The organism is Actinomadura sp. 9N215 (assembly GCF_044326345.1).
Classification (GTDB): Bacteria; Actinomycetota; Actinomycetes; order Streptosporangiales; family Streptosporangiaceae; genus Spirillospora.
In genome coordinates, this window is record NZ_JBIRBA010000017.1 from 37,216 (window position 1) to 61,211 (window position 23,996).

Consider the following 23,996-nt stretch of genomic DNA (forward strand, 5'->3'; position numbering starts at 1 on the left):
CTCAGATCTCCTTACCGCTGCGCCGCGAGATCCGGACCTTGGTCGTGGTGCCGTCGTCGTTCTCGTCGATGCGGTATCCGACCCGGACCGGCTTGCCGTCCTCCACGATCGCGACGTTGCTGACGTGCAGCGGCGCCTCGACCGTCACGCGGCCGCTCTCCTTGCCGGCCCGCTGCGCGTCGGCCTTGATGTTCTTGGTGATGAGGTTGACGCCCTCGACGACAACCCGCTCCTCGCGGGGGATGGTGCGCAGGACCTTGCCCGTCGCGCCCTTGTCCTTGCCGGCGAGGACGATCACCTCGTCGCCCTTGCGGATCTTCATCAGAGCACCTCCGGCGCGAGCGAGATGATGCGCATGAACTTCTTCTCGCGCAGTTCGCGGCCCACCGGGCCGAAGATTCGGGTGCCGCGGGGGTCGCCGCCGTCCCGAATGAGCACGGCCGCGTTCTCGTCGAAGCGGATGTAGGAGCCGTCCGGGCGCCGGCGCTCCTTGCGGGTACGCACGACGACCGCCTTGACGACGTCGCCCTTCTTCACGCCCGCGCCGGGAAGGGCGTCCTTCACCGTCGCGACGATGATGTCGCCGACTCCCGCGTAGCGCCGACCCGAGCCGCCGAGAACCCGGATGCAAAGTATCTCCTTCGCACCCGTGTTGTCGGCGACCTTGAGTCGCGACTCCTGCTGGATCACGTCAACTCCTGTTCGTCACACCGGTTCTGCCGCGCGTCTCGGCGGCAGCCTGGTGGAACCAGTAATTACTTGGCCTTCTCGAGGATCTCCACCACACGCCACCGCTTGGTGGCGGAAAGCGGGCGGGTCTCCATGAGACGGACGCGGTCGCCGACGCCACACTCGTTGGCCTCGTCGTGCGCCTTGTAGTTCTTCGTGCGGCGGATCACCTTGTGGTACTTGGCGTGCTTCACGCGGTCCTCGACGGACACGACCACGGTCTTGTCCATCTTGTCGCTGACCACGAGGCCCTCAAGGATCTTGCGGCTGTTCCGCTGGCCGGCCGTCGGCTCGGTCTGCTGCTCGGTCATTCGTTCTCCTCCGCGGCGTCCTCGACCGTGACGATGCCGAGCTCGCGCTCCCGCATCACGGTGTAGATGCGGGCGATCTCGCGCTTCACCTCGCGGAGCCGTCCGTGGCTCTCAAGCTGGCCGGTCGCGGCCTGGAAGCGGAGGTTGAACAGCTCCTCCTTGGCCTCCTTGAGCTTGGTGACCAGGACGTCCTCGGGCTCGGTCCGCAGATCGTCGGCGGTAAGACCCTTGGCCATCAGGACTCACCCACCTCTCGCTTCACGATCTTGCATTTCATTGGCAATTTGTGGATCGCGCGGGTGAGGGCCTCCCGAGCGATCTGCTCGTTCGGGTAGGAGATCTCGAACAGCACGCGGCCCGGCTTCACGTTGGCGACCCACCACTCCACGGAGCCCTTGCCGGAGCCCATGCGGGTCTCGGCGGGCTTCTTGGTGAGCGGACGGTCCGGGAAGATGTTGATCCAGACCTTGCCGCCGCGCTTGATGTGCCGGGTCATCGCGATACGCGCGGCCTCGATCTGCCGGTTCGTCACGTACGCGGGCTCGACGGCCTGGATGCCGTACTCGCCGAACGCCACCCTCGTGCCGCCCTTGGCCATGCCGCGGCGCTTCGGGTGGTGCTGCTTGCGGTGCTTGACCTTGCGAGGGATCAGCATCGGTTGTCAGCTCCCCTCACCCTGCGGAGCAGCCTCGGCCGTCTGCGCGGGCTGCTCGGAACTCTGCTGCTGCTTGGGCGCGCCACCGCGGTCGCCGCCACCGGCGCCGCCACGCTCGCCGCCGCCGCCACCGCCACCGCCGCCGGCGCGTCCGCCACGACCGCCGCGGCCACCGCCACGACGCTCGCCGCGGCGCTCACGGCCGCCACCGCCGCCGGCGGCGCGCTGCTGCGCGGCCTGCTGCTCGCGCTCGGCGCGCGTCGACGCGGCCTCGCCCTTGTAGATCCACACCTTGACGCCGATGCGGCCGAACGTCGTCCGGGCCTCGTAGAAGCCGTAGTCGATGTCGGCGCGCAGCGTGTGCAGCGGGACCTGGCCCTCGCGGTAGAACTCCGACCGCGACATCTCGGCGCCGCCGAGACGGCCGCCGCACTGCACCTTGATGCCCTTGGCGCCCGACTTCATCGCGGACTGGATCGCCTTGCGCATGGCGCGGCGGAACGCGACCCGGCTGGACAGCTGCTCGGCCACGCCCTGCGCGACGAGCTGCGCGTCGATCTCGGGGTTCTTGACCTCGAGGATGTTCAGCCGGACCTGCTTGCCGGTCAGCTTCTCCAGGTCGCCGCGCAGGCGCTCGGCCTCCGCGCCGCGCCGGCCGATGACGATGCCCGGCCGGGCCGTGTGGATGTTGACCTCGACGCGGTCACGGGTCCGCTCGATCTCCACCTTGGAGATGCCCGCCCGGTCCATGCCCTTCTGCAGCATGCGCCGGATCTGGACGTCTTCCTTGACGTAGTCCTTGTAGAGCTTGTCGGCGAACCACACGCTCTTGTGGTCGGTGGTGATGCCGAGCCGGAACCCGTGCGGGTTGATCTTCTGACCCACTACCGGGCCCTCCTCGTCTTCTTACCGCCGCCGGACCCGGACGTGACTTCGTCCCGCGACTCCACGACCACGGTGATGTGGCTCGTGCGCTTGTTGATGCGGTAAGCCCGGCCCTGGGCGCGGGGACGGAAACGCTTCAGCGTCGGCCCCTCGTCCACGTACGCCCGGCTCACGACGAGCGTGTCGGTGTCGAGCTTGAAGTTGTGCTCGGCGTTGGCGATGGCGCTCGCCAGCACCTTGCCCACCGGCTCACTCGCAGCCTGGGGGGCGAACCGCAGCACCGCCTGAGCCTCCGCGGCCGGCAGGCCGCGGATGAGGTCCACCACGCGGCGGGCCTTCCTGGGCGTGACGCGGATGAACCGCGCCTGGGCCCTGGCTTCCATCGCTGTCCCTCTCTCCTACGATCCCTGCGGCCGCTCAGCCACGGCGGCTACGGCGGTCTTCCTTGACATGGCTGCGGAACGTGCGCGTCGGCGCGAACTCGCCGAGCTTGTGCCCCACCATGGAGTCGGTGATGAACACCGGGACGTGCTTGCGGCCGTCGTGCACGGCGATCGTGTGACCGATCATGTCCGGCACGATCATGGAGCGCCGCGACCACGTCTTGATGACGTTCTTGGTGCCCTTCTCGTTCTGGTCGTCCACCTTCTTCATGAGGTGGTCGTCCACGAAGGGGCCCTTCTTAAGGCTACGTGGCATGACGAGCGACTCCTACCGCTTCTTCTTGCTGCGACGACGGACGATCAGCCGGTCGCTCGACTTGTTCGCCTGGCGAGTGCGGCCTTCCTTCTTACCGGCCGGGTTCACCGGGTGCCGGCCACCGGAGGTCTTGCCCTCACCACCACCGTGCGGGTGGTCGATCGGGTTCATGGCCACGCCGCGGACGGTCGGGCGCTTGCCCTTCCACCGCATGCGTCCGGCCTTGCCCCAGTTGATGTTCGACTGCTCGGCGTTGCCGACCTCGCCGACCGTCGCGCGGCAGCGCACGTCCACCATCCGCATCTCGCCGGACGGCATGCGCAGCGTCGCGTACTTGCCCTCCTTGGCCAGCAGCTGGACGCCCGCGCCCGCGCTGCGGGCGATCTTGGCGCCGCCGCCGGGGCGGAGCTCGATGGCGTGGATGACGGTACCGGTCGGGATGTTGCGCAGCGGGAGGCAGTTGCCCGGCTTGATGTCGGCGCCAGGCCCGTTCTCGACCCGGTCGCCCTGCTTCAGGCCGCGCGGGGCGAGGATGTAGCGCTTCTCGCCGTCCACGTAGTGCAGCAGCGCGATCCGGGCGGTGCGGTTCGGGTCGTACTCGATGTGCGCGACCTTCGCCGGGACGCCGTCCTTGTCGTGCCGCCGGAAGTCGATGACCCGGTAGGCGCGCTTGTGCCCGCCGCCCTGGTGCCTGGTGGTGATGCGGCCGTGGTTGTTGCGGCCGCCCTTCTTGGGGAGCGGACGCAGCAGCGACTTCTCGGGCTCGGTGCGCGTGATCTCGACGAAGTCGGCCACGCTGGAGCCGCGACGACCCGGAGTCGTCGGCTTGTAGTTACGGATGCCCATCTTATTCGTTCATCCCTTGTCTGCTTCGGGCCCCGGCCGGTTAGGCCGGGCCGCCGAAGATGTCGATCCGCTCGCCCTCGGCCAGGCTGACGATGGCGCGCTTGGTGTCCTTGCGCTTGCCGTAGCCGAACCGGGTGCGCTTGCGCTTGCCCTGCCGGTTGAGCGTGTTCACGTTCGTCACCTTGACGCCGAACACCGCCTCGACCGCCTGCTTGATCTGGGTCTTGTTGGCGTCCGTCCGGACGACGAACGTGTACTTGTTCTCGTCCAGCAGCCCGTAGCTCTTCTCCGAGACGACCGGCGCGATGATGACGTCGCGGGGGTCGGCGATCTTGTTCATGTGCGACCCTCCTTACTTCTTCGCCGCACGCGAGATGAACTCGTCGTACGCCGCCTTCGTGAAGACGACGTCGTCGTTCACCAGCACGTCGTAGGTGTTGAGCTGGTCGGAGACGAGCACGTGCACGGCCGGCTCGTTGCGCAGGCTCTTCCAGGTCAGCTCGTCCTCGCGGTCCACGACCACCAGGACGCGCTTGGCCTGGGTGACCTCGCGCAGCGCCTTCAGCGCCGTCTTCGTCTTCGGGGTGTCGCCCTCGACGAGGCCGTCGACCACGTGCACCCGGTCGTACCGGGCGCGGTCGGACAGGGCGCCGCGCAGCGCCGCCGCCTTCATCTTCTTGGGCGTCTTCTGCGTGTAGTCGCGCGGCTGGGGGCCGTGCACGACGCCGCCGCCGGCGAACTGGGGCGCGCGGGTCGAGCCCTGGCGGGCGCGTCCGGTGCCCTTCTGCCGGTACGGCTTGCGTCCGCCGCCGCGCACGTCGCCGCGCGTCTTGGTGGAGTGCGTGCCCTGCCGCGCCGCCGCCTGCTGCGCCACCACGACCTGGTGGATCAGCGGGATGCTGGTCTTCGCGTCGAAGACCTCCGCGGGCAGGTCGATGTCGAGCTTGGAAGTCACTTGCCCGCTCCCTTCGTCGCGTCGCGGACCAGCACCACGCCGCCGTTGGGACCGGGAACCGCGCCCTTGATCAGCAGCAGGTTCTTCTCCGCGTCGATGGCGTGGACGGTCAGGTTCTGCACGGTGGTGCGGGTGTTCCCGTGCCGTCCCGCCATGCGGAGGCCCTTGAACACGCGACCGGGGGTCGCGCAGCCGCCGATCGAACCCGGCGAGCGGTGCTTGCGCTGGGTGCCGTGCGAGGCGCCGAGGCCCTTGAACCCGTGGCGCTTCATGACACCGGCGGTGCCCTTGCCCTTGCTCGTGCCGGTCACGTCGATCTTCTGGCCGGCCTCGAAGACGTCGGCGGTGATCTCCTGGCCGAGCTCGTACCCGGTGGTGTCGTCCGCGCGCAGCTCGACGAGGTAGCGGCGCGGCGTGACGCCGGCCTTCTCGAAGTGACCCCCGCGCGGCTTGTTCACCTTGCGCGGGTCGATCTGCCCGAACCCGATCTGGACGGCGGCGTACCCGTCCTGCTCCTGGGTCTTGAGCTGCGTGACGACACACGGCCCGGCCTGGACGACGGTCACCGGAACGATCCGGCCCTCATCGTCGAAGACCTGGGTCATGCCGAGCTTCTCGCCCAGGACGCCCTTCCTCTGCGTACTCATTGTCGGTGCGTCCCTCAGAGCTTGATCTCGATGTCGACGCCGGCCGGAAGGTCGAGCCGCATGAGCGAGTCGACGGTCTTGGGCGTCGGGTCGATGATGTCGATCAACCGCTTGTGCGTGCGCATCTCGAAGTGCTCGCGGCTGTCCTTGTACTTGTGCGGCGAGCGGATGACGCAGTACACGTTCTTCTCGGTCGGCAGCGGCACCGGGCCCGCGACCTTGGCGCCCGTCCGCGTCACCGTCTCAACGATCTTCTTCGCGGAGGTGTCGATGACCTCGTGGTCGTAGGCCTTGAGCCGGATGCGGATCTTCTGTCCCGCCATGGTGGCCTCGGTGTCCTTTGCTGTAGTGCCGCTGGTTACGTCGGTTCGTGGAAGCGGCGGCCCTGCCTTGGCGGCGGGGCCGCCGCTGCTACGACGGGTGTTACTTGATGACCTTGATGACGCGACCCGAGCCGACCGTCCGGCCGCCCTCGCGGATGGCGAACTTGAGGCCCTCCTCCATGGCGACGGGCTGGATCAGCTCGACGCGCATCTCGGTGTTGTCGCTCGGCATGACCATCTCGGTGCCCTCGGGGAGGTTCACCACGCCGGTCACGTCCGTGGTCCGGAAGTAGAACTGCGGACGGTAGTTGTTGAAGAACGGCGTGTGGCGGCCGCCCTCGTCCTTGGACAGGATGTAGACCTGCGCCTCGAACTCGGTGTGCGGGGTCGTGGTGCCCGGCTTGATGACGCACTGGCCGCGCTCGACGTCCTCGCGCTTCACACCGCGCAGGAGCAGGCCGACGTTGTCGCCCGCCTGGCCCTGGTCGAGGAGCTTGCGGAACATCTCGACGCCGGTGACGGTCGTCGTGGTCTTCTCGTTCTTGATGCCGATGATGTCGACGGTCTCGTTGACGTTCACGACACCGCGCTCGACGCGGCCGGTCACGACGGTGCCGCGGCCGGTGATCGAGAAGACGTCCTCGATCGGCATCAGGAACGGCTTCTCGACGTCGCGGACCGGCTCCGGCACGTTCTCGTCGACGGCGTTCATGAGCTCGCCGATCGACGCAGACCACTTCTCGTCGCCCTGCAGGGCCTGGTAGGCCGAGACGCGGATGACCGGAAGGTCGTCGCCCGGGAACTCGTACTCGGTGAGCAGCTCGCGGACCTCGAGCTCGACGAGCTCCAGGATCTCCTCGTCGTCCACCATGTCGCACTTGTTCAGCGCGACGACGATGTACGGGACGCCGACCTGGCGGGCCAGGAGCACGTGCTCCTTGGTCTGCGGCATCGGGCCGTCGGTCGCCGCGACCACCAGGATGGCGCCGTCCATCTGCGCCGCACCGGTGATCATGTTCTTGATGTAGTCGGCGTGACCGGGGCAGTCCACGTGCGCGTAGTGCCGGGCCTCGGTCTGGTACTCGACGTGCGCGATCGAGATCGTGATGCCGCGCTCGCGCTCCTCCGGCGCCTTGTCGATGTCCTCGAACGGCGTGAAGGGGTTGAGGTCCGGGTACTTGTCGTGGAGCACCTTGGTGATCGCCGCGGTAAGCGTGGTCTTACCGTGGTCGATGTGTCCGATGGTGCCGATGTTCACGTGCGGCTTCGTCCGCTCGAACTTAGCCTTCGCCACTGGTTGCTCCTTGCTTGCGATCCTCGGCCGCCTCGACGACCGTTTCGATGTGCGTTCTGGTGATCTGGTGGGCAGGCCGGGTGCTACTCACCCCGTGCCTTGGCGATGATCTCCTGGCCGACGTTCGTCGGAACCTCGGCGTAGGAGTCGAACTGCATCGTGAAGACAGCCCGGCCCTGGGTCTTGCTGCGCAGATCACCCACGTAGCCGAACATCTCGGACAGCGGCACCAGCGCCTTGATGACGCGCATGCCGTGCCGCTCGTCCATGGACTGGACCTGACCGCGGCGGCTGTTGAGGTCGCCGATCACGTCGCCCATGTTGTCCTCGGGCGTGGTGACCTCGACCGCCATCATCGGCTCCAGCAGCGTCGGGGACGCCTTGCGGGCCGCCTCCTTGAACGCCATGGAGCCGGCGACCTTGAACGCCATCTCCGAGGAGTCGACCTCGTGGTAGGCGCCGTCCTGCAGGGTGACCTTGACGCCCACCATCGGGTAGCCGGCGAGGACGCCGAACTCCGCCGCCTCCTGGCAGCCCGCGTCGACCGACGGGATGTACTCCCGCGGGATGCGGCCGCCGGTGACCTTGTTCACGAACTCGTAGCCGTCGGACCCGCCGCCGAGCGGCTCCAGGTCGATGATCACGCGGCCGAACTGGCCCGAGCCGCCCGTCTGCTTCTTGTGGGTGTACTCGACCTTCTCGACCTTGCGGGTGATCGTCTCGCGGTAGGCGACCTGCGGCTTGCCGACGTTGGCGTCGACCTTGAACTCGCGCTTCATCCGGTCGACGAGGATCTCCAGGTGGAGCTCGCCCATGCCGGAGATCACGGTCTGGCCGGTGTCCTCGTCGGTGCGGACCGTGAAGGACGGGTCCTCCTCGGCCAGCCGCTGGATGGCGGTGCCCAGCTTCTGCTGGTCGGCCTTGGTCTTCGGCTCGATCGCGACGTGGATGACCGGCGCCGGGAAGTTCATCGACTCCAGCACGATCGGGTTCTTGTCGTCGCAGAGCGTCTCGCCGGTGGTGGTCTGCTTGAGGCCCATCACCGCGACGATGTCGCCGGCGCCCGCGCGCTCGATCTCGGTGCGCTTGTTGGCGTGCATCCGGTAGATCTTGCCGATGCGCTCCTTGCGCTCCTTGACGGAGTTCATCACGTTCGCGCCGGACTCCATGACGCCGGAGTAGACGCGCACGAACGTGAGCTTGCCCAGGTGCGGGTCGCTCATGATCTTGAATGCGAGCGCGGAGAACGGCTCCTCCTCGCTCGGCTGCCGGGTGAGCGCCTTCTCCTCGTCCCGGACGGCGTGGCCCTCGATGGCCTCGACGTCCAGCGGGGAGGGCAGGTACCGGACGATCGCGTCCAGCAGCGGCTGCACGCCCTTGTTCTTGAAGGCCGTGCCGCACAGCACCGGGGTGAGCTTCGCGGCGATCGTCGCCCGGCGGATGCCGGCGTAGAGCTGCTCGACCGTGGGCTCCTCGCCCTCCAGGTACAGCTCCATGATGTCGTCGTCGTTCTCGGCGAGCGTCTCGACCAGCTTGTCGTGCCACTCGCGCGACGTCTCGACGTGCGTGTCGGGGATGTCGACGACGTCGTACATCTCGCCGAGCTTGGCCTCCTCGTTCCAGACGAGGGCCTTCATCGTCACGAGGTCGATGACGCCCTTGAAGTCGGCCTCGGCGCCGATCGGCAGCTGCAGCACCAGCGGAGTCGCGTTGAGACGGCTCTCGATCATGTCGACGCAGCGGTGGAACTCCGCGCCGACGCGGTCGAGCTTGTTGACGAAGCACATGCGGGGCACGCCGTACCGGTCGGCCTGGCGCCACACGGTCTCGGACTGGGGCTCCACGCCCGCGACGCCGTCGAACACCGCGACCGCACCGTCGAGCACCCGCAGGTTGCGCTCCACCTCGACGGTGAAGTCGACGTGTCCCGGGGTGTCGATGATGTTGATGGTGTGCTTGACGTCGTCGACCGGCCACTCGCAGGTGGTGGCGGCGGAGGTGATGGTGATCCCCCGCTCCTGCTCCTGCTCCATCCAGTCCATGGTGGCGGCGCCGTCGTGGACCTCGCCGATCTTGTAGCTCATCCCCGTGTAGTAGAGGATGCGCTCGGTCGTCGTGGTCTTGCCCGCGTCGATATGGGCCATGATCCCGATGTTGCGGACCTTGGCCAGGTCTACACCGGTTTTGGTAGCCACTGTCGTCCTTCGCGTCGTCTCGTCGTTACTGTTGCCGGGGTTACCAGCGGTAGTGGGCGAAGGCCTTGTTCGACTCCGCCATCTTGTGGGTGTCCTCGCGCTTCTTGACGGAGGCACCGAGGCCGTTGCTCGCGTCGAGCAGCTCGTTCATCAGCCGCTCGGTCATGGTCTTCTCGCGGCGCTGCCGGGCGTACACCACCAGCCAGCGGAGGGCGAGGGTGGTGCTGCGGGCCGGGCGCACCTCGACGGGGACCTGGTAGGTCGCGCCGCCGACGCGGCGGCTGCGGACCTCCAGGGTGGGCTTGACGTTGTCGAGGGCGCGCTTCAGCGTGACGACCGGGTCGTTGCCGGTCTTGTCGCGGGCGCCCTCCAGGGCGTCGTAGACGATGTTCTGCGCGATCGACCGCTTGCCGTCGAGGAGGATCTTGTTGATGAGCGCGGTGACCAGCGGCGAGTTGTACACCGGGTCAGCGATGAGCTGGCGCTTGCCAGCGGGGCCCTTGCGCGGCATCAGCTCTTCTCCTTCTTCGCGCCGTAGTGGCTGCGGCCTTGCTTGCGGTTCCGGACGCCCTGCGTGTCCAGCGTGCCGCGAATGATCTTGTACCGAACGCCGGGGAGGTCCTTCACACGGCCGCCGCGCACGAGCACGATCGAGTGCTCCTGCAGGTTGTGACCGACGCCGGGGATGTAGGCCGTGACCTCGATCCCGCTCGACAGCCGGACACGGGCGACCTTGCGAAGCGCCGAATTGGGCTTCTTGGGCGTCGTCGTGTAGACGCGCGTGCAGACACCCCGGCGCTGGGGGCTGCCCTTGAGCGCGGGCGTCTTGTTCTTGGTCACCTTGTCCTGGCGGCCCTTGCGGACCAGCTGCTGGATCGTGGGCACCGCGTCTCCGTCTTCCTCGTACCGAGCCGGTAAGTCCTATTGCTGCAATCACCACCTCAGGCGAGGCTGTGACCTGCCGGTTTCCCGACCTCTCCGACCCACGCGGTCGGGCGTGTCGCCGCCACACGGAAATACAGCCGCGCGAAACCGACACAGACCGCCCGGCCCGTATCTGGGCCGAATCAAGCCGGGGAGTGAGCCTCCACCATCCGGCGCGCCCGGGCGGCCCTAGACCACCGAGCCCACCAAGGATGAGAGAGCCTCATGTGATGCGGCGCTGGGGCTGGCCTGCCGGCCTCTCCGACGCGCACGCACAGCGGCCCGCACTGCGGGCACAAGGAAAGAGGTTACCGAGAGCCGCGCCAAAGTGCAAAGTGAAACCCGCTTGCCTACGGCGGTTCGATCGCTACAGGTCGGTGACGGCTGAGGACGACCTCTGGAGCATTGTGTCCCACGTCCCTGTCGTTAGGGAAGGCGGGGAACAAGTTTTACGTCGTCCTCAGCCGTCCGACCAGCGGAGCGTCCTAGCGGAGGAAGGCCAGGTAGACCACGGCGAGAACCACCACGACGGCGACGATGCCGCCGACGACGAGCAGGAGCGTGTTCTTGCCGCCCTTGCCCTCGTCGGCGCCGTAGCCGGGCTGCGGCTGGCCGTACTGCCCCTGGCCTTGCCCGTGTTGCTGACCGTACTGGCCCTGCTGGCCGGGCTGCCCGTACTGGCCGGGTTGACCAGGCTGGCCGTGCTGACCCGGCTGGCCGTGCTGGCCGTATGGCTGGCCTGGGGCTCCGGGGGCCTGGGCCATCTGCTCGCCTGGCTGGCCGTACTGCTGGCCGTAACCCTGCTGCTGCCCGTAGGGCTGCTGTTGCCCGTATTCCTGCTGGCCGTACTGCTGCTGTTCGCCTTGTTGGCCGTACTGCTGTTCGCTCTGCTGGCCGTATTGCTGGCCGTAGCCCTGTTGCTGGGGCTGTTGCAGCTGGCCCCACTGCTGCTGGCCGATGTCCATGCGGGTGTGGTCGGCCAGGCCCTGCGGCTCGGCGGGCTGGCCGCCCTGGGCGCCGGGCGGGTGGAAGGCCTCGGTCGCGGGCGCGTCCTCCATGGCGCTCTCGCTGTGGGCGCGGTACGGGTCCTCCTGCGGGGCGGACGGCTGCGCACCGGCCCCGAAGCCGGAGTCGGGGGGCGGGACCATCATCGTCCGCTCGGTGTCCAGGCCCTGCTGCCCGGGCGGCCCCTGCTGTCCGGGCTGGCCGCCGCCGGGCTGGGACGACTCCGGCGACCAGGGCTCGGGCGTCGACGGCGGCGTCGGCGCCTGCCACGGCTCGGCTTGGGGCTCCTGCCTGCGCTCGGGACCCGTGGCGACCGGGATGTCGGTGCCGGGCGACCAGTGCAGCGTCGCCTGGTCGTCGATCACGGGGCGCTGCGGCTCGGGCTCCGGCGCCTCGGCGGACGGCCCGGGGACGATCATCGTCCGGTCGGTCAGGGAGTCCTGCGGCTGCTCGCCCTGCTGCTGCTCGCCTGCGGGCTGCGTGGCGCCCGGGTCGGGTGCGGAGAACGCGCCGCCCTGGCCGCCGAAGGGCTGCTGCCCGTACTGCGGCAGCGGCTCCTGTGCCGTTTCCTGGGGCGCGCCGTGCATCGGCTGCTGCGGGTATGGGGGCGGCTGCTGGCCGTACTGCTGCTGGTCTGGTTGCTGGCCGTAGGGCTGCTCTGGTTGTTGGCCGTACTGCGGCTGCTCTGGCTGGCCGTAGCCGGGCTGCGGCTGGCCGTACTGCTGCTCTTGCGGCGGCGGGAATCCGCCGGGGCCGGGGGGCGCGCCGTAGGGCAGGTGCCCGGCGGGCGGCTGACCGTACGGGGCCTGCTGCTCCTGCGGGCCGCCGAACGGCGACTGGGGCGGCGGCGGGGGCTGCTCGCCGAACTGCTGCACGGGCTGCTCGACCATCGTCGGCGGAGGCGGCGCCGGCCGGTCCTCGTCGCGGGGCTCCTGCGGCTGCCGCTGTTCAGGCTGAGCGGGCGGCGCGGGCTGGGCCGCTCCGGTTCCGCCCAGCTGCGGCGCCCCGAACACGACGGTGCGGTCGCCCAGCGGCCGGGCGGGAGGCTCCTGCGCCTCCGGCGGCGTGGGCTGCCCCTCGTCCTCCGGCAACGGCCGCTGCGGTCCCTGCGTGCCGTCATTCTCGGTCATCGTCGGGCTCCTTCAGCGCCGTCATTCCGGGTTCCTCGGCTCCCGGAGGTTCCGAAGCGCGCGGCGCATAACGCGGCTTCCGAACCTTGTCACCCATGTCCCCACGTGGCGCTCCTGCCATGCGTGGGCGTTCTGGCCCCCAGCCTGCCCCGATCGCCCGTGGTATCGCAAATCACCACCCTGGATAGACGCCGAACGCCCCCGGACCGTTCCGACCAGGGGCGTCCGGCGGCCTGCTATGTCAGGAATGCCCGAGGATCGGGTGCGGCCTGTACGGCGCCTCCAGCCTCTCGACCTCCTTCTCGTCCAGCTCCAGGCGCTCGGCGGCGATGGCGTCCTCCATGTGGGTGAGTTTCGTCGCTCCGAAGATCGGCGCCGTCACCCCGGGACGGCCGATCAGCCAGGCGAGCGCGACCTGGGCCGCGGGGACGCCCCGCTCCCCCGCGACCTCCCGGACGACGTCGACGACGGCGAAGTCGTCGTCCGTGTACAGGCTGTCCCCGTAGGCGTCGTTCCTGGACCGGACGGTCTTGCGCTCGCCGCCCCGCTCCCGGTTCCCGGCCAGCATCCCGCGGGCCAGCGGGCTCCACGGGATGAGGCCCACGCCCTGGTCGAGGCACAGCGGGATCATCTCCCGCTCCTCCTCGCGGTAGATGAGGTTGTAGTGGTTCTGCATGGTGACGAACTTCGTCCAGCCGTGCGTCTCCGCGACGTGCTGCGCCTTGGCGAACTGCCACGCGTACATGCTGGACGCGCCGATGTACCGGGCCTTGCCCGATTTCACGACGTCGTGCAGGGCCTCCATGGTCTCTTCAATGGGCGTCTCGTAGTCCCATCGGTGAATCTGGTAGAGGTCGACATAGTCGGCGCCGAGCCTCCGCAGCGAGTCGTCGATGCTCGCCGTCACGTGCTTGCGCGACAGGCCCCGGTCGTTCGGTCCCGGCCCCATGGGGAGGCAGGCCTTCGTGGCCAGGACGTAGTCGTCCCGCCGGGCGAAGAACTTCGGCAGCAGACGGCCGGTGAGTTCCTCGCTCGTGCCTTCCGCGTACACGTTTGCGGTGTCGAAGAACGTCACACCCGCTTCAACGGCCCGCCGGACGATGGGCTCCGCTCCGTCCTCGTCGAGGATCCACTCCCGCTTGGACGGGTCGCCGTAGCTCATCATCCCGAGGCAGATACGGGAGACCTTCGTTCCCGTCGTGCCGAGACGTACCTGTTCCATGAACGGCTCCTTTCAACGTTCTCCACGGTGCAACGACACACCGGCGATCACCAACCCGATTCCGGCGAGTTCCGTGGGCACCGGTACCTGCCGCAGGACGACAAGCCCTACCACGGTCGCCGTCGCGGGCAACAGCGCGACCATCAGCGCGTAGGTGGCGCGGCTGAGGCGTGCCATCGCCAGCTGGTCGCACACGTAGGGGATGACGGATGACGAGATTCCCACGCCGATGCCCGCGGCGAGCGCGACCGGGTCGGTGAGGACCGGCACCGCCTGGACGCCCCCGATCGGCAAGACGAACACAGTCGCGACCAGCATCGCCATGGCCAGCCCGTCGATGCCACCGGCGTCCGACTGCGCGGCCCGGTGCGCGACCACCACGTACAGGGCGAACAGGCCCGCGTTCGCGAAGGCGAAGACGAAGCCCAGCGGCTCACCTTCCAGGCGGACGTCCGTCAGCAGGTATACGCCGGCGACGGCCGCGGCGAGCGCGGTGAGGTTGCGGGGCGTCCGCATCCCCAGCGCAGCGAGGCCGATGACGGGCAGGAACTCGATCGCCGCCACGGTCGCGAGCGGGAGCCGCGCTATCGCCAGGTAGAACGACGCGTTCATGAGGGCGAGGACGGCGCCCCAGAGCGTGATCGTCCGCCAGGTGCCGCGGTTGAACGTCCGCCATGGGCGGCGCCAGCGGCGCCAGAGGAGGAACACCAGGACGGCGCTCCAGATCCGCAGCCCTGCGACGCCCAGGGGCGCGACGCGGGAGAACAGCAGGACGGCGAACGACGGCCCCAGATAGTGGAAGACCGCGCTCCCGACGAAGTACGACCAGGGCGGAAACGTCATGGCCGTATCGTCGGCGGGTTCGTAGGTTGGAGGAATGGCGAACCGAAGGGGCCGGCCGGGCCGCGCCTACGAACCCAAGCCGCTCGACGCGATCGACCTTAAGATCCTCACCGAGCTGCAGCGGGACGGCCGCGCCACCCTCGCCGACCTGGGCCGACGCGTCGCGCTCTCCGCCCCGGCCGTCGCCGAGCGCGTCCAGCGGCTGGAGGAGACGGGCGTCATCACCGGCTACCACGCCACCGTCGACCCGGTCGCCCTCGGCTTCCCGATCACGATCCTCGTGCGCGTCAATCCGAGCCCGCGCGAGCTGAGCCGCGTCCCCAAGATCGCCGACGAGATCCCGCAGATCGTCGAATGCCACCGCATCACGGGCGACGACTGCTTCTTCTTCATCGCCCACCTGCGGACGGTCGAGGAGCTGGAGCCGATCCTCGACCGGTTCACCCCGTTCGCGCGGACGACGACGTCGATCCTGCAGTCGGCGCCCGTCCCGCGCCGTCCACTCCCCCTCGACTGACTCGCGCAACCGGTTTGGGGGCTTCGGGATAGAGGGGGTGTCACTGACTCCTAGCCACGGAGAGCGCCTCCATGAGGAGACACCCATGGCGATCGTGAGCCATGCCAGGGACGAGCTGGACGATTCGCGGATCGTCGCCGCCTCCCTCGAAGACCCCGACGCCTTCGGTGAGCTGTTCCGCCGCCACGGGCCGCGGCTGCACGCGTACATCAGGCGGCGGCTGGGGCCCGTCCTGGCCGACGATCTCGTGTCGGAGTCGTTCGCGACCGCGTTCCGGCAGCGGGAGCGGTTCGACGGGCGGGCGGACTTCGGCGCCTGGCTCTGGGGCATCGCCGCCAACCTGATCGCCAGGCACCACCGGCAGGAGACCCGCATGTACCGGGCGTTCGCCCGGACCGGCGTGGACCCGGCCGAGGACGGCGTCGCCGACCTGGCCAGCGACCGCGCGACGGCCGCGGCGCTCGGCCCGGGGCTGGCGAGGGCGCTGGCGTCGTTGGACGCGCAGGAACGCAGCGCCGTCCTGCTGCTGGCGTGGGCGGACATGTCCTACGCCGAGATCGCGACGACGCTCGATCTGCCGCTCGGCACCGTCAAGGCCAAGATCCACCGAAGCCGGGCCAAGCTGCGCAAGGCCATGTCAGAGGACAAGGCCATGTCTGAGGAGAAGACCGATGGATGAACTCGACGCGCTGCGGCTGATGCGGACCGGCCTGGCCCTGGAGGAGCCGCCGGAGCGGCTCGCCCAGCGAATCGACTGGCGGGACGAGCGGGATGCGCGGGATGCGCGGGACGACGGCGCCAAGGAACGGCCTCGCCGCGGGCTCAGGCTCCGTCTCAGGCCCAGGGTGCCGCTGCTGACCCTGGCCGCGGCCACCGTCGCCGCCACGGTGGCCATCGCCTTGGTCGCCGCGCAGGACGACGAGGGCCCGGCCCCCGGTCCCGGCGGCGAGAACGGGCCCCGGCCCGGCAATGTCCTTCTGGCCGCCGCCGTCAGCGCGCAGAAGGCGCCGAGCGGGAAGTACTGGCACGTCAAGACCGTCAGCGGAGAGGTCTACGCGGTCGGCAAGAGCGCCTCGAAGCACTACAAGGTCGATTCGAGGCAGGGGAACGAGATGTGGACCGACCGGAACGGGTTGAGACGGACGGCCCACATCGAGCTGCCCGACATCCCGCTCACCGCGGCGGACAGGCGGAAGTGGCAGGCCGCGGGTTCGCCCGAATGGGTCGACGTCCCGAACCCGGAAGGGGGCGGCGAGGCCCAGCTGGACATGTCGGCGTCCTCGACCGGACGGTCGCCGGCGCCGCCCTCTCCCGACGAGCGGTTCTACGCCATGACGCCGCGCCAGATCGCCGAGCTGCCCACCGATCCGAAGGCGCTGGAGAACGCCCTGCTCGGCCTCAAGGACTATTGGCGCGCGGTCTCCAAGGACGGCGTCGGCCCGGAGCCGATGCGCGCACTGCGGGGGGAGGAGCGCGTCCGGGCGCTGACGGACGTGGCCGGAACCCTGCTGTCCACGGCGCCCGCTCCGCCCGAGGTGCGCGCGGCGGTGTTCCGGATGCTCGCGAACCAGCCCGGCGTCAGGGACGAGGGCCAGACGACCGACCCGCTGGGCCGCAGGGGAACGGCCGTCTCGCTGCCGCTGAAGACCACCACGGCCCTCGGCGTCTACACCGCTCCCAAGCAGCTCGGCACCTACCGGCGTCAGTTCATCCTCAACCCGGACACGGGGACCCTGCTCGCCATCCGGGACCTCGTGGCCGACCCGCCGCGCGGCAGCCGGAAACTGCCTCCGGGCGACGACGGCCAGCCGCGCTCCCTGCGGGCGGAGGACATGCCCGACCGCTTCCACCGTTCCGGTGAACTGGCCTCCTACCAGGCGTTCGCCGTCACGGAATGGACGAACACCGAGCCGCCGCACTGAACCCGCCACCGCTCCGCGGGAGGGCCCGTTCCGCCCGGAACGGGCCCTCCCGTGTGCAAGGCCTGCGTTCAGCGGCCGGACGGCTCGTCAGCGGACGAATTCGGTGCGGACGCCTAGCAGCCGTACGGGACGGCGTCGGGTGAAGGCGTCGAGTGCGGCGAGGGCGGCGTCCTCGATCAGGTCGGGCTCGGCGGACGGGGTCTCCAGCGTCCGGCCATGGGTCTGGGTGGTGAACGGCGCGTACCGGACCTTGACGACGACGCGGGCGACGTCCCTGCCGTCCTCGGCGATGTCGTCGGCGACGTGCCGCGCCAGCTTGGAGACTTCGCGGCGGACGTCGTCCCAGTCCGGCAGATCGCGCTGGAACGTGGTCTCCCGCCCGCGCGACCTCGGGACGTGCGGCGCGTCGCTCACCGGCGAATTGTCGAGGCCCCGCGCGAGCAGCACCAGCCACGGCCCGTTCGTCGGCCCGAACTCCTTGGCGAGGACGTCGGGATCGGCGGCCGCGAGTTCGCTGACCGTGGCGATGTCCAGGCTCTTCAGCCGCTTGGCGGTCTTGGCGCCGATGCCCCAGAGCGCGTCCGCGGGACGGTCGCCGAGGACGTCGAACCAGGTCGACCCGGTGAGGCGGAAGATCCCGGCGGGCTTGCCGAAGCCGGTCGCCAGCTTCGCCTGGAGTTTGTTCTGCCCGATGCCCACCGTGCATTCGAGTCCCGTCGCCGCGCGCACCCGGTCACGGATCTCCTGGGCCACCGCTTCCGGGTCGTCGCCGTCGACGGCGAGGAACGCCTCGTCCCAGCCGAGCACCTCGACGACGACGCCGAGGCTCCGCAGCGCCGCCATGACCTGGTCGGATGCGGCCTCGTACAGGTCCCTGTCGACGGGCAGGAACACCGCGTCCGGGCATCGGCGTGCCGCCGTTCGCAGGGGCAGCCCGGAGTGCACGCCGTAGGCGCGGGCCTCGTACGAGGCCGTGCTCACCACGCCGCGCTTCGTCGGATCGCCGTCACCGCCGACGACGATCGGCCGCCCGCGCAGTTCCGGGTGGCGCAGCACCTCGACGGCGGCGATGAACTGGTCCAGATCGACGTGCAGGACCCATCGAGCCACCCCACCATTGTCGCTCTACCAGCGCAAACGTCCTACAGCCGGGGGTCGGCGGGGTGAGACGACCGGCGGCCTGTCCCGCCGGGCGGACGCCACACCCACTTGCCGCAACGGAAAGTTGTGAGTTGACATGTTGGAAACTAAGCATCATAGTTTCCAACATGGAAACACACGAGGACGCAGGCGACGCGAGCCCCCGGCCGACCCCCGGCGAAGCAGCGGCGGCACTGCACGAGGTCGAGCGCACCCAAGCCGAGATGGACGCCATCCGGACCCCGCTGTGGTACTTCGTCGCCCTCGGGATCTGGACAGCGCCGATCGGCCCCCTGGTGGCGATCACACCGGACCCGCCGGCGGGCGTGGTGATCCTGCTCGCCGGGGTGGCGGTCTGGGCGGCGGGGCTCGCGACGCTCATGCACGTGGTCGTCAAGCGGATGCGGGTGCTGATGTGGCTGACCGATCGGCAGCTGCGGCCGTTCGCCATGATCATGCTCCCGCTGCTGGGCCTGTACGCCCTCGTGGAGAGCACCACCGAGCCGCCGTGGGGCCCCGAGGCCGTCACCGTGGTGGCCGCAGTGGGGATCATCGCCTTCGGCGTTCATCACCGGCTGACGGGCCGCCGGAGGACGGACGGCCCGACGCCATGACCCGACGGGCCGAAGCGGCCAAGGCGGCCAAGGCGGCCGACGCCACCGACGATGCCACCGGTGCGTTCGACACCGTCGTCCACGCGCCGCAGCGGCTGCGCATCTGCGCGATGCTCGACGCGGTGACCCAGATCGAGTTCGGCCTGGTCCAGGAGCGGCTGGGGGTCAGCGCCTCGGTGCTCAGCAAGCACGTGAGCGTCCTGATGGACGCCGGTTACGTCGAGCAGCGCAAGGCGGTTCGCGATACGCGCCAACGGGTGTGGCTCGTACTCACCGCCAAGGGCCGCGCCGCCTACCGGGGCCATGTCGCCGCCCTCCGCGAGATCGTCGACCAGCCGCCGGAATAGCGCCCGCCGCGCCCGCCGCGCGCGGACAGGGCGGTCAGTCGATGAGGCCGCCGATGCCCTTGCCGAGCAGCACGACGCCGATGACCAGCAGGAGCATGAACATCACCGTGGTGCTGTTGCGTTCCAGCCACGCCTTCAACGCGTCCAGCGGGCCGCGCACTCGTTCGGCGTCGGCGGCGTACACCGCCACCGGGACCGCGACGGTGCACGCCGCGATCACGGTGAAGACGGCGACCGCCACGACTTCGCCGCCGACGCTCATGTCGCCCTGCGAGATGGCGATCCCGGCCGCGACGCACATGATCAGGTTCTTGGGGTTGACGGCCGACAGCAGCAGCCCGAACGACGCCGCTCTGGCCGGGGTGAGCTCGTCGACCGCCCTCATCCAGGCGGGCGTCCCGGCGTCCGCGTGGTCCCCCTGGCGGGACGTCCACTGCCTGGCGGCGAGGGTCAGCAGGAGCACGCCCAGCAGCAGCTCGATCCACGAGACCGGCGTCTTGGGCTCGCCGGCCGAGCCGTTCATCCCGATGGCGTTCGCGATCAGCACCAGCACGGTCGTGGCGATCACGATTCCGGCCGCCCATCCGGCCAGGAACCCCGGCCCGGTGGTGCGGGCCCGCGGCGCCAGCAGCATGAGGATCACCGCGATGATCGGGATCGGGCTGATCGCGACCCCGACCGCCAGCGGCAGCAGCTGCCCGATGACCTCGCCCATGTCAGGCCCCCTCTCCGATGTCCGCTGCGGTCAGGGCGTGACGATGGGGAAGTCGGGCTCGGCGCCGTCCATGACGGCGAGCAGCCGGTGCAACGCCGCCGCGTCGCCGGTGCTGGTGATGCCGTCGGTGCCGCCTCCCGCGATGAGCGCGAACAGGTCCGGACGGCTGAGCGTCAGCGTCAGATCGGCGCCGTCGCCCGGGTCGCCGATGGTTCGCCGGTGGATGAGGACGCCGTTCGACAAGATCATGCGGTACCGGTCGCCCGTGTCGGTGAAATCCCAGTCGATGGTCAGGTGCTCGTCCCACGCCTTGGGGCCGTTCACCCGGATCGCCATCGAGTCGAAGACCTGCTCGATCGTCAATCCCGCCGTCATTCCTCCGGCGATGCTCGTCGGGAAGGGTTTGGCGCCTTCACGCAGTTCCATGGCGCCGGTGAGGTAGAAATTGCGCCACGTCCCGCATTCAGCGCCCTGGCCGAGCCGCTGGTATACGTCCGCGAGAGCGCTTTTCGCGTCGGCGTTGCCGGGGTCGGCGAACACCACGTGGTTCAGCAGCGTCGCGGCGAACCGCAGATCGCCCTGGCTCGTGTAGTCGCGGGCCATCGCCATTACCCTGGACGCGCCGCCCATGCATTCCACGTACCGTTTCGCCGCCTCGACCGGCGGATGCTCCCACAGATGGGCGGGGTTCCCGTCGAACCAGCCCATGTACCGCTGGTAGATCGCCTTGACGTTGTGGCTGACCGACCCGTAGTAGCCGCGGGCGTGCCAGGCCCCGGCCAGGGCGGGCGGCAGGTCGATCATCTCGGCGATCTCGATGCCGGTGTGCCCCTGGTTGAGCAGCCGCAGCGTCTGATCGTGCAGGTAGGCGTACAGGTCCCGCTGCTGCGACAGGTACGCCACGATGTCGTCGCGGCCCCAGGTCGGCCAGTGGTGGGACGCGAACGCGACGTCGGTGCCGTCGGCGAACAGCGTGATGGCGTCGTCCAGGTAGCGCGCCCAGACCCGCGCGTCGCGGACGAGCGCACCCCGCAACGTCAATATGTTGTGCAGATTGTGCGTCGCGTTCTCGGCCATGCAGAGCGCGCGCCGCTCCGGGAAATGGAAGTTCATCTCCGCCGGGGCCTCGGTGCCCGGCGTCAATTGAAACACGATCCGGACGCCGTCCAGGACCTCTTCCTGTCCGGTGCGCGTGATGTCCTTGTTCGGCAGGACGAGCGACACCCGCCCCGAGGACGCGGTCTGCCCGAGCCCCGTCCCGACCATTCCGTCCGGGCTCCGCTCCAATTGGACGCCCGTGTGGTAGGCGCCGCGACGCGCCATGGCGGTCCCGGCGTACACGTTCTCCGAAACGGCGTTCTCCAGGAACCCGGCCGGAGCCAGAATCGGCACCCCACCGGGATTCCCGGGCTCGATGACGCCTTCCGCGCCGCCGAAATGGTCGACGTGCGAATGGGTGTAGATCAGCCCAGTGACCGGACGGTCACCACGGTGCTCCCGGTACAGCGCCAGCGCCGCCGCCGCGGTCTCCACCGACACCAGCGGATCGACCACGATCACCCCGCGGTCGCCCTCGACCAGCGTCATGTTCGACAGGTCCAGGCCCCGGACCTGGTAGATGCCGTCCGTCACCTCGAACAGGCCCTGCTTGGCGCACAGCTGCGACTGCCGCCACAGCGACGGGTTCACCGTCTCCGGGCACGGGCCTTCGAGGAACGCGAACACGTCGTTGTCCCAGACGACCCGTCCGTCGGCGTCCCGCACCACCCCGGGCGACAGCGACGCGACAAGCCCCCGCTCGGCGTTCTCGAAATCCGTCCGGTCCCCGAACGCAAGATCCCCCATGCCCAGCATCTATCCACGCCGCACCAACCCAAAGCCGCCGCGCAGCAAAGACTCTGTGCACTCCAGCCCGGCGACGCGCGCGACAGACGCCGGTGCGGCCCGACGCGGCTCCGTCGTATGGCGGTGCCTGGCGGGAAAGGCTAGCTCGACTGTTCGGTGACGAGATCCGCCAAATGGAACGGAACGGTTCGGCCGATCTGGTCCCCGATCTGCTGGACCAGTTTGGCGGCCTGATCGGAGAAGTATCCGTACTCGGCGGCCAATGTGCCGCCGACGTCCTCGACGTTCACCAGGAGATGGCGCTTGAGGTGGCTCTTGCCGTCGGCGGTCGTGATCCGGAGTTCCACCACGCCCAAGCCGCGGACGACGGAATCGTCCTGACCGGCGGGCGACGTCTGCGCTCCCTGGAACCTGGCCGTGGCGCTCGCCTCGACGACCGAGTCCTTGATCTTTTCGAGCCACTCCAGAAGTCCACGCTCCTGGAGATCGGTGTCCAGCCAGAAAGCGCGCACGTCGGGACGGGGTGTTTCGGCGAAGCGTTCCCGCACGAAGTCCTTGTCGAGAAAAGCCAGCAGATTGCCCGCCTTGGGGCCGGAGGACCGGGCGAGCAGCGCGCAATAGATCGCTTGGAACGCCTTGGGCTGGGCCAGCGGGATAAGCCTGGCGGTATCGAAGATACGCGTTTGGATCTTGTCCGGATGCCAGCTGACTTCGGCCAGGTCCTTCGAGAGCTGGTGCAGGAACTCGCGCTGCGCCGGAGCGAGCTCTCCGACCTCTCGCGGAAGCGTTTCCTGGAGTTCCAGGCGGTCTTCGTCCTGCGCGTAGGCGTCGAGCCAAACCTGCGCCGACCGCACCCGCGCGCGCAGATGCTTGAGGTCCAGCTCGGTCAGCTCGGCGCCCTTGAGCCCGGTCACCTCTCGCTCCACGTCGAGGTGGGGCATCTGCACCACGCTCAGCAGAAGGTCGAAAGGCGGCGCGTAGTAGTCGTCCTCCAATGTGACCTGGGCGACGTCGTACAGGCGCTTTTCGTTGGGGTTCTCGTCGGGCTGCCTCGCCTTGGCGCGCAGCCGGTCGAAGTCGTCGTACAGACGGACGATCTTGTCGTGCTCGGGCGCGAAATCCACCGGACGCTTCGGCTGGGACCTGATCATCAGAAAGCGCAGCAGTTCCGGTGACAGCAGGTCGGCCATCTCCCGGGCCGAGACGCCGACCCCCCGCGAGGAACTCATCTTGGCACCGCGGACGAGAAAGAACTCGTACGGAATGTTCATCGGCCCCGGCTTGCCGAATATCTCGCCCAGGCAGCGGACGGCCACCTCACGCGAGCCGCCCCGGGTGTTGTGGTCCTTTCCGGCGCCCTCGATGGTGACCCCGAAGTTGTTCCACTTGGCCACCCACTCCAGCTTCCAGGAGAGCTTGCCGTTGCCGCCGAACGGAGAGATCCGCCCGGAGTGGCCGCACCCCGTCGCCCACTTGACCAGGTTCGGCTCGCACCGGTAGGTGACCTGCTCGCCGTCATAGTGCGTGACGCGGGTGGTGCCGATCCGACCGCACTGCTCGCAGATGACCTGGAAGGGGTGCCAGTCGTCCGGGCGTTGCGCGTTGGCGACCTCCCGGTCGACGCGCCGCACCACGTCGCTGTTCCGGAGGATCTGGTCTATCTCGGCGTCGAACCGCCCGCTGCGATAGATGTCCCGCATCCGATAGACCTCTGGGTCTACGCCGAGTTCGGCGAACACGTCCAGGAATTCGGAAATGTAGTACTCGGCCAGATCGCCGGCCTCCGACCCCGCCGGGGCGGGCACGTTGCACAGCGGCATTCCGAGATACTCGCGAAAGAGTTCACCGCCGACCGGCGGCAGCTCGTCCAGCGGATCGTAGTCGTCGATGCCGTAGAGATAGCGAGCGGGAACGCCGCGCAATTCCAGGGCGCGATAAACGGCATCATGGATCAGGACACCGCGCAGCGATCCCACATGCACACGACCCGAAGGCGTTTTGGAATCGTTCACGACTTGCGGGACGCTCACCTGGCTGGCAAGTTGGTCATACCAAAGCACGGCGGTTCCTTAATGCGTACGTCAGGATCAGATCCGGCAGAGCGCGGACGCCGCCTGCAGACCGGCGGCGTGGCATCGGCCTCGCGTGCTGCGCGAGCCTACGCGCGAATCAACGCCCGGCAGTCTAGCATCCGCCCCGGCCACGGCCGCGATCACCTTTCCAGCGGCCGATC

General features: G+C 69.1%; 28 protein-coding genes and 1 pseudogene. 5 read left to right on the top strand and 24 right to left on the bottom strand.

The genetic code is table 11. The annotated features are described in order from the left end of the window. Position 1 precedes the first annotated feature (1 nt). The 20 genes and pseudogenes from rplX to ACH34T_RS26220 all read right to left on the bottom strand — a co-directional run bounded on the left by rplX (position 2) and on the right by ACH34T_RS26220 (position 14,663). Positions 2 to 322, bottom strand: a complete 321-nt coding sequence (gene rplX, locus ACH34T_RS26125) for a 50S ribosomal protein L24 (protein ID WP_396023558.1) — start codon at positions 320 to 322, stop codon at positions 2 to 4. After that, on the bottom strand, positions 322 to 690 hold the full coding sequence (rplN, locus tag ACH34T_RS26130) for a 50S ribosomal protein L14 (RefSeq protein ID WP_067629407.1): 369 nt from the start codon (positions 688 to 690) through the stop codon (positions 322 to 324). The genes rplX and rplN overlap by 1 nt, the downstream gene beginning before the upstream one ends. Positions 691 to 755: 65 nt before the next feature. Continuing rightward, on the bottom strand, positions 756 to 1,040 hold the full coding sequence (rpsQ, locus tag ACH34T_RS26135; RefSeq protein ID WP_138643273.1) for a 30S ribosomal protein S17: 285 nt from the start codon (positions 1,038 to 1,040) through the stop codon (positions 756 to 758). Further along, complete coding sequence (rpmC, locus tag ACH34T_RS26140; protein ID WP_396023559.1) at positions 1,037 to 1,276, bottom strand: 50S ribosomal protein L29; 240 nt, start codon at positions 1,274 to 1,276, stop codon at positions 1,037 to 1,039. Before rpmC ends, rpsQ begins: the two co-directional genes overlap by 4 nt. Continuing rightward, positions 1,276 to 1,695, bottom strand: coding sequence for a 50S ribosomal protein L16 (gene rplP, locus ACH34T_RS26145; RefSeq protein WP_121433533.1), 420 nt, complete (start codon positions 1,693 to 1,695; stop codon positions 1,276 to 1,278). The genes rpmC and rplP overlap by 1 nt, the downstream gene beginning before the upstream one ends. After that, a pseudogene (gene rpsC / locus ACH34T_RS26150) lies at positions 1,689 to 2,580 on the bottom strand (30S ribosomal protein S3). Before rpsC ends, rplP begins: the two are co-directional and overlap by 7 nt. After that, a complete protein-coding gene (gene rplV / locus ACH34T_RS26155) occupies positions 2,580 to 2,963 on the bottom strand; it encodes a 50S ribosomal protein L22 (RefSeq protein WP_396023560.1) in 384 nt (127 codons plus the stop codon). The pseudogene rpsC and the gene rplV overlap by 1 nt, the downstream one beginning before the upstream one ends. Positions 2,964 to 2,997: 34 nt before the next feature. After that, positions 2,998 to 3,279 carry a 30S ribosomal protein S19 gene (rpsS, locus tag ACH34T_RS26160; protein ID WP_131963170.1) on the bottom strand — a complete coding sequence of 94 codons (282 nt, stop codon included), beginning with the start codon at positions 3,277 to 3,279 and terminating at the stop codon, positions 2,998 to 3,000. Positions 3,280 to 3,291: 12 nt separating this feature from the next. Next, positions 3,292 to 4,125, bottom strand: a complete 834-nt coding sequence (gene rplB, locus ACH34T_RS26165; RefSeq protein WP_138643279.1) for a 50S ribosomal protein L2 — start codon at positions 4,123 to 4,125, stop codon at positions 3,292 to 3,294. 40 nt (positions 4,126 to 4,165) lie between these two features. After that, positions 4,166 to 4,465 carry a 50S ribosomal protein L23 gene (gene rplW, locus ACH34T_RS26170; RefSeq protein ID WP_396023561.1) on the bottom strand — a complete coding sequence of 100 codons (300 nt, stop codon included), beginning with the start codon at positions 4,463 to 4,465 and terminating at the stop codon, positions 4,166 to 4,168. A gap of 12 nt (positions 4,466 to 4,477) precedes the next feature. Continuing rightward, complete coding sequence (rplD, locus tag ACH34T_RS26175) at positions 4,478 to 5,080, bottom strand: 50S ribosomal protein L4 (protein ID WP_396023562.1); 603 nt, start codon at positions 5,078 to 5,080, stop codon at positions 4,478 to 4,480. Beyond that, positions 5,077 to 5,727 (bottom strand): 50S ribosomal protein L3, encoded by a 651-nt coding sequence (gene rplC / locus ACH34T_RS26180; protein WP_396023563.1) that lies wholly within the window; start codon positions 5,725 to 5,727, stop codon positions 5,077 to 5,079. The genes rplD and rplC overlap by 4 nt, the downstream gene beginning before the upstream one ends. Before the next feature lie 14 nt (positions 5,728 to 5,741). Continuing rightward, positions 5,742 to 6,050: a 30S ribosomal protein S10 gene (rpsJ, locus tag ACH34T_RS26185; RefSeq protein WP_018657599.1), complete on the bottom strand. Its 309-nt coding sequence runs from the start codon at positions 6,048 to 6,050 to the stop codon at positions 5,742 to 5,744. A gap of 100 nt (positions 6,051 to 6,150) precedes the next feature. Further along, on the bottom strand, positions 6,151 to 7,344 hold the full coding sequence (gene tuf / locus ACH34T_RS26190; protein ID WP_396023564.1) for an elongation factor Tu: 1,194 nt from the start codon (positions 7,342 to 7,344) through the stop codon (positions 6,151 to 6,153). Positions 7,345 to 7,427: 83 nt separating this feature from the next. Further along, positions 7,428 to 9,539, bottom strand: a complete 2,112-nt coding sequence (fusA, locus tag ACH34T_RS26195) for an elongation factor G (RefSeq protein WP_396023565.1) — start codon at positions 9,537 to 9,539, stop codon at positions 7,428 to 7,430. Between the two features lie 40 nt (positions 9,540 to 9,579). Next, positions 9,580 to 10,050: a 30S ribosomal protein S7 gene (rpsG, locus tag ACH34T_RS26200; RefSeq protein WP_396023566.1), complete on the bottom strand. Its 471-nt coding sequence runs from the start codon at positions 10,048 to 10,050 to the stop codon at positions 9,580 to 9,582. Then, positions 10,050 to 10,424, bottom strand: coding sequence for a 30S ribosomal protein S12 (gene rpsL / locus ACH34T_RS26205; RefSeq protein WP_117398359.1), 375 nt, complete (start codon positions 10,422 to 10,424; stop codon positions 10,050 to 10,052). Before rpsL ends, rpsG begins: the two co-directional genes overlap by 1 nt. A gap of 524 nt (positions 10,425 to 10,948) precedes the next feature. Then, the gene (locus tag ACH34T_RS26210; protein WP_396023567.1) at positions 10,949 to 12,598 is read right to left on the bottom strand and encodes a hypothetical protein; all 1,650 of its coding nucleotides are present in this window, start codon (positions 12,596 to 12,598) and stop codon (positions 10,949 to 10,951) included. A 241-nt stretch (positions 12,599 to 12,839) separates the two neighbouring features. After that, a complete protein-coding gene (locus tag ACH34T_RS26215; protein ID WP_396023568.1) occupies positions 12,840 to 13,820 on the bottom strand; it encodes an aldo/keto reductase in 981 nt (326 codons plus the stop codon). A gap of 12 nt (positions 13,821 to 13,832) precedes the next feature. Continuing rightward, on the bottom strand, positions 13,833 to 14,663 hold the full coding sequence (locus tag ACH34T_RS26220) for an EamA family transporter (RefSeq protein ID WP_396023569.1): 831 nt from the start codon (positions 14,661 to 14,663) through the stop codon (positions 13,833 to 13,835). A gap of 34 nt (positions 14,664 to 14,697) precedes the next feature. Here ACH34T_RS26220 and ACH34T_RS26225 point away from each other — a divergent pair, with 34 nt between their 5' ends. The 3 genes from ACH34T_RS26225 (at position 14,698) to ACH34T_RS26235 (ending at position 17,102) form a co-directional block, all read left to right on the top strand. Further along, positions 14,698 to 15,180 (top strand): Lrp/AsnC family transcriptional regulator, encoded by a 483-nt coding sequence (locus ACH34T_RS26225; RefSeq protein WP_396023570.1) that lies wholly within the window; start codon positions 14,698 to 14,700, stop codon positions 15,178 to 15,180. A gap of 85 nt (positions 15,181 to 15,265) precedes the next feature. After that, the gene (locus ACH34T_RS26230; RefSeq protein WP_396023571.1) at positions 15,266 to 15,859 is read left to right on the top strand and encodes an RNA polymerase sigma factor; all 594 of its coding nucleotides are present in this window, start codon (positions 15,266 to 15,268) and stop codon (positions 15,857 to 15,859) included. Beyond that, positions 15,852 to 17,102: a CU044_5270 family protein gene (locus ACH34T_RS26235; RefSeq protein WP_396023572.1), complete on the top strand. Its 1,251-nt coding sequence runs from the start codon at positions 15,852 to 15,854 to the stop codon at positions 17,100 to 17,102. The genes ACH34T_RS26230 and ACH34T_RS26235 overlap by 8 nt, the downstream gene beginning before the upstream one ends. 87 nt (positions 17,103 to 17,189) lie before the next feature. On the opposite strand, the gene ACH34T_RS26240 is transcribed toward ACH34T_RS26235, so the two are convergent. After that, complete coding sequence (locus ACH34T_RS26240) at positions 17,190 to 18,212, bottom strand: DNA polymerase IV (protein ID WP_396023573.1); 1,023 nt, start codon at positions 18,210 to 18,212, stop codon at positions 17,190 to 17,192. 158 nt (positions 18,213 to 18,370) lie between these two features. Here ACH34T_RS26240 and ACH34T_RS26245 point away from each other — a divergent pair, with 158 nt between their 5' ends. Both ACH34T_RS26245 and ACH34T_RS26250 read left to right on the top strand, forming a co-directional pair. After that, a complete protein-coding gene (locus ACH34T_RS26245) occupies positions 18,371 to 18,856 on the top strand; it encodes a hypothetical protein (RefSeq protein WP_396023574.1) in 486 nt (161 codons plus the stop codon). After that, positions 18,853 to 19,203 (top strand): transcriptional regulator, encoded by a 351-nt coding sequence (locus ACH34T_RS26250; protein WP_396023575.1) that lies wholly within the window; start codon positions 18,853 to 18,855, stop codon positions 19,201 to 19,203. The genes ACH34T_RS26245 and ACH34T_RS26250 overlap by 4 nt, the downstream gene beginning before the upstream one ends. Before the next feature lie 34 nt (positions 19,204 to 19,237). On the opposite strand, the gene ACH34T_RS26255 is transcribed toward ACH34T_RS26250, so the two are convergent. The 3 genes from ACH34T_RS26255 to lysS all read right to left on the bottom strand — a co-directional run bounded on the left by ACH34T_RS26255 (position 19,238) and on the right by lysS (position 23,823). Continuing rightward, a complete protein-coding gene (locus ACH34T_RS26255; RefSeq protein ID WP_396023576.1) occupies positions 19,238 to 19,918 on the bottom strand; it encodes a GAP family protein in 681 nt (226 codons plus the stop codon). A 30-nt stretch (positions 19,919 to 19,948) separates the two neighbouring features. Next, positions 19,949 to 21,763: an alkyl/aryl-sulfatase gene (locus ACH34T_RS26260; RefSeq protein WP_396023577.1), complete on the bottom strand. Its 1,815-nt coding sequence runs from the start codon at positions 21,761 to 21,763 to the stop codon at positions 19,949 to 19,951. A gap of 140 nt (positions 21,764 to 21,903) precedes the next feature. Further along, the gene (gene lysS / locus ACH34T_RS26265; RefSeq protein ID WP_396023578.1) at positions 21,904 to 23,823 is read right to left on the bottom strand and encodes a lysine--tRNA ligase; all 1,920 of its coding nucleotides are present in this window, start codon (positions 23,821 to 23,823) and stop codon (positions 21,904 to 21,906) included. Between the last annotated feature and the right edge of the window lie 173 nt (positions 23,824 to 23,996).

Bases quoted from the DNA above. Each gene is read 5' to 3' on its own strand.
- rplP (WP_121433533.1), bottom strand. From the start codon at position 1,695: ATGCTGATCCCTCGCAAGGTCAAGCACCGCAAGCAGCACCACCCGAAG.
- rpmC (WP_396023559.1), bottom strand. From the start codon at position 1,276: ATGGCCAAGGGTCTTACCGCCGACGATCTGCGGACCGAGCCCGAGGAC.
- rplB (WP_138643279.1), bottom strand. From the start codon at position 4,125: ATGGGCATCCGTAACTACAAGCCGACGACTCCGGGTCGTCGCGGCTCC.
- ACH34T_RS26245 (WP_396023574.1), top strand. From the start codon at position 18,371: ATGGAAACACACGAGGACGCAGGCGACGCGAGCCCCCGGCCGACCCCC.
- ACH34T_RS26210 (WP_396023567.1), bottom strand. From the start codon at position 12,598: ATGACCGAGAATGACGGCACGCAGGGACCGCAGCGGCCGTTGCCGGAG.
- rplC (WP_396023563.1), bottom strand. From the start codon at position 5,727: ATGAGTACGCAGAGGAAGGGCGTCCTGGGCGAGAAGCTCGGCATGACC.
- ACH34T_RS26250 (WP_396023575.1), top strand. From the start codon at position 18,853: ATGACCCGACGGGCCGAAGCGGCCAAGGCGGCCAAGGCGGCCGACGCC.
- ACH34T_RS26225 (WP_396023570.1), top strand. From the start codon at position 14,698: ATGGCGAACCGAAGGGGCCGGCCGGGCCGCGCCTACGAACCCAAGCCG.
- rpsG (WP_396023566.1), bottom strand. From the start codon at position 10,050: ATGCCGCGCAAGGGCCCCGCTGGCAAGCGCCAGCTCATCGCTGACCCG.
- ACH34T_RS26220 (WP_396023569.1), bottom strand. From the start codon at position 14,663: ATGACGTTTCCGCCCTGGTCGTACTTCGTCGGGAGCGCGGTCTTCCAC.
- rplV (WP_396023560.1), bottom strand. From the start codon at position 2,963: ATGGAAGCCAGGGCCCAGGCGCGGTTCATCCGCGTCACGCCCAGGAAG.
- rpsS (WP_131963170.1), bottom strand. From the start codon at position 3,279: ATGCCACGTAGCCTTAAGAAGGGCCCCTTCGTGGACGACCACCTCATG.
- rplW (WP_396023561.1), bottom strand. From the start codon at position 4,465: ATGAACAAGATCGCCGACCCCCGCGACGTCATCATCGCGCCGGTCGTC.
- ACH34T_RS26260 (WP_396023577.1), bottom strand. From the start codon at position 21,763: ATGGGGGATCTTGCGTTCGGGGACCGGACGGATTTCGAGAACGCCGAG.
- ACH34T_RS26235 (WP_396023572.1), top strand. From the start codon at position 15,852: ATGGATGAACTCGACGCGCTGCGGCTGATGCGGACCGGCCTGGCCCTG.
- ACH34T_RS26255 (WP_396023576.1), bottom strand. From the start codon at position 19,918: ATGGGCGAGGTCATCGGGCAGCTGCTGCCGCTGGCGGTCGGGGTCGCG.
- rplX (WP_396023558.1), bottom strand. From the start codon at position 322: ATGAAGATCCGCAAGGGCGACGAGGTGATCGTCCTCGCCGGCAAGGAC.
- rpsQ (WP_138643273.1), bottom strand. From the start codon at position 1,040: ATGACCGAGCAGCAGACCGAGCCGACGGCCGGCCAGCGGAACAGCCGC.
- rpsJ (WP_018657599.1), bottom strand. From the start codon at position 6,050: ATGGCGGGACAGAAGATCCGCATCCGGCTCAAGGCCTACGACCACGAG.
- ACH34T_RS26230 (WP_396023571.1), top strand. From the start codon at position 15,266: ATGGCGATCGTGAGCCATGCCAGGGACGAGCTGGACGATTCGCGGATC.
- ACH34T_RS26215 (WP_396023568.1), bottom strand. From the start codon at position 13,820: ATGGAACAGGTACGTCTCGGCACGACGGGAACGAAGGTCTCCCGTATC.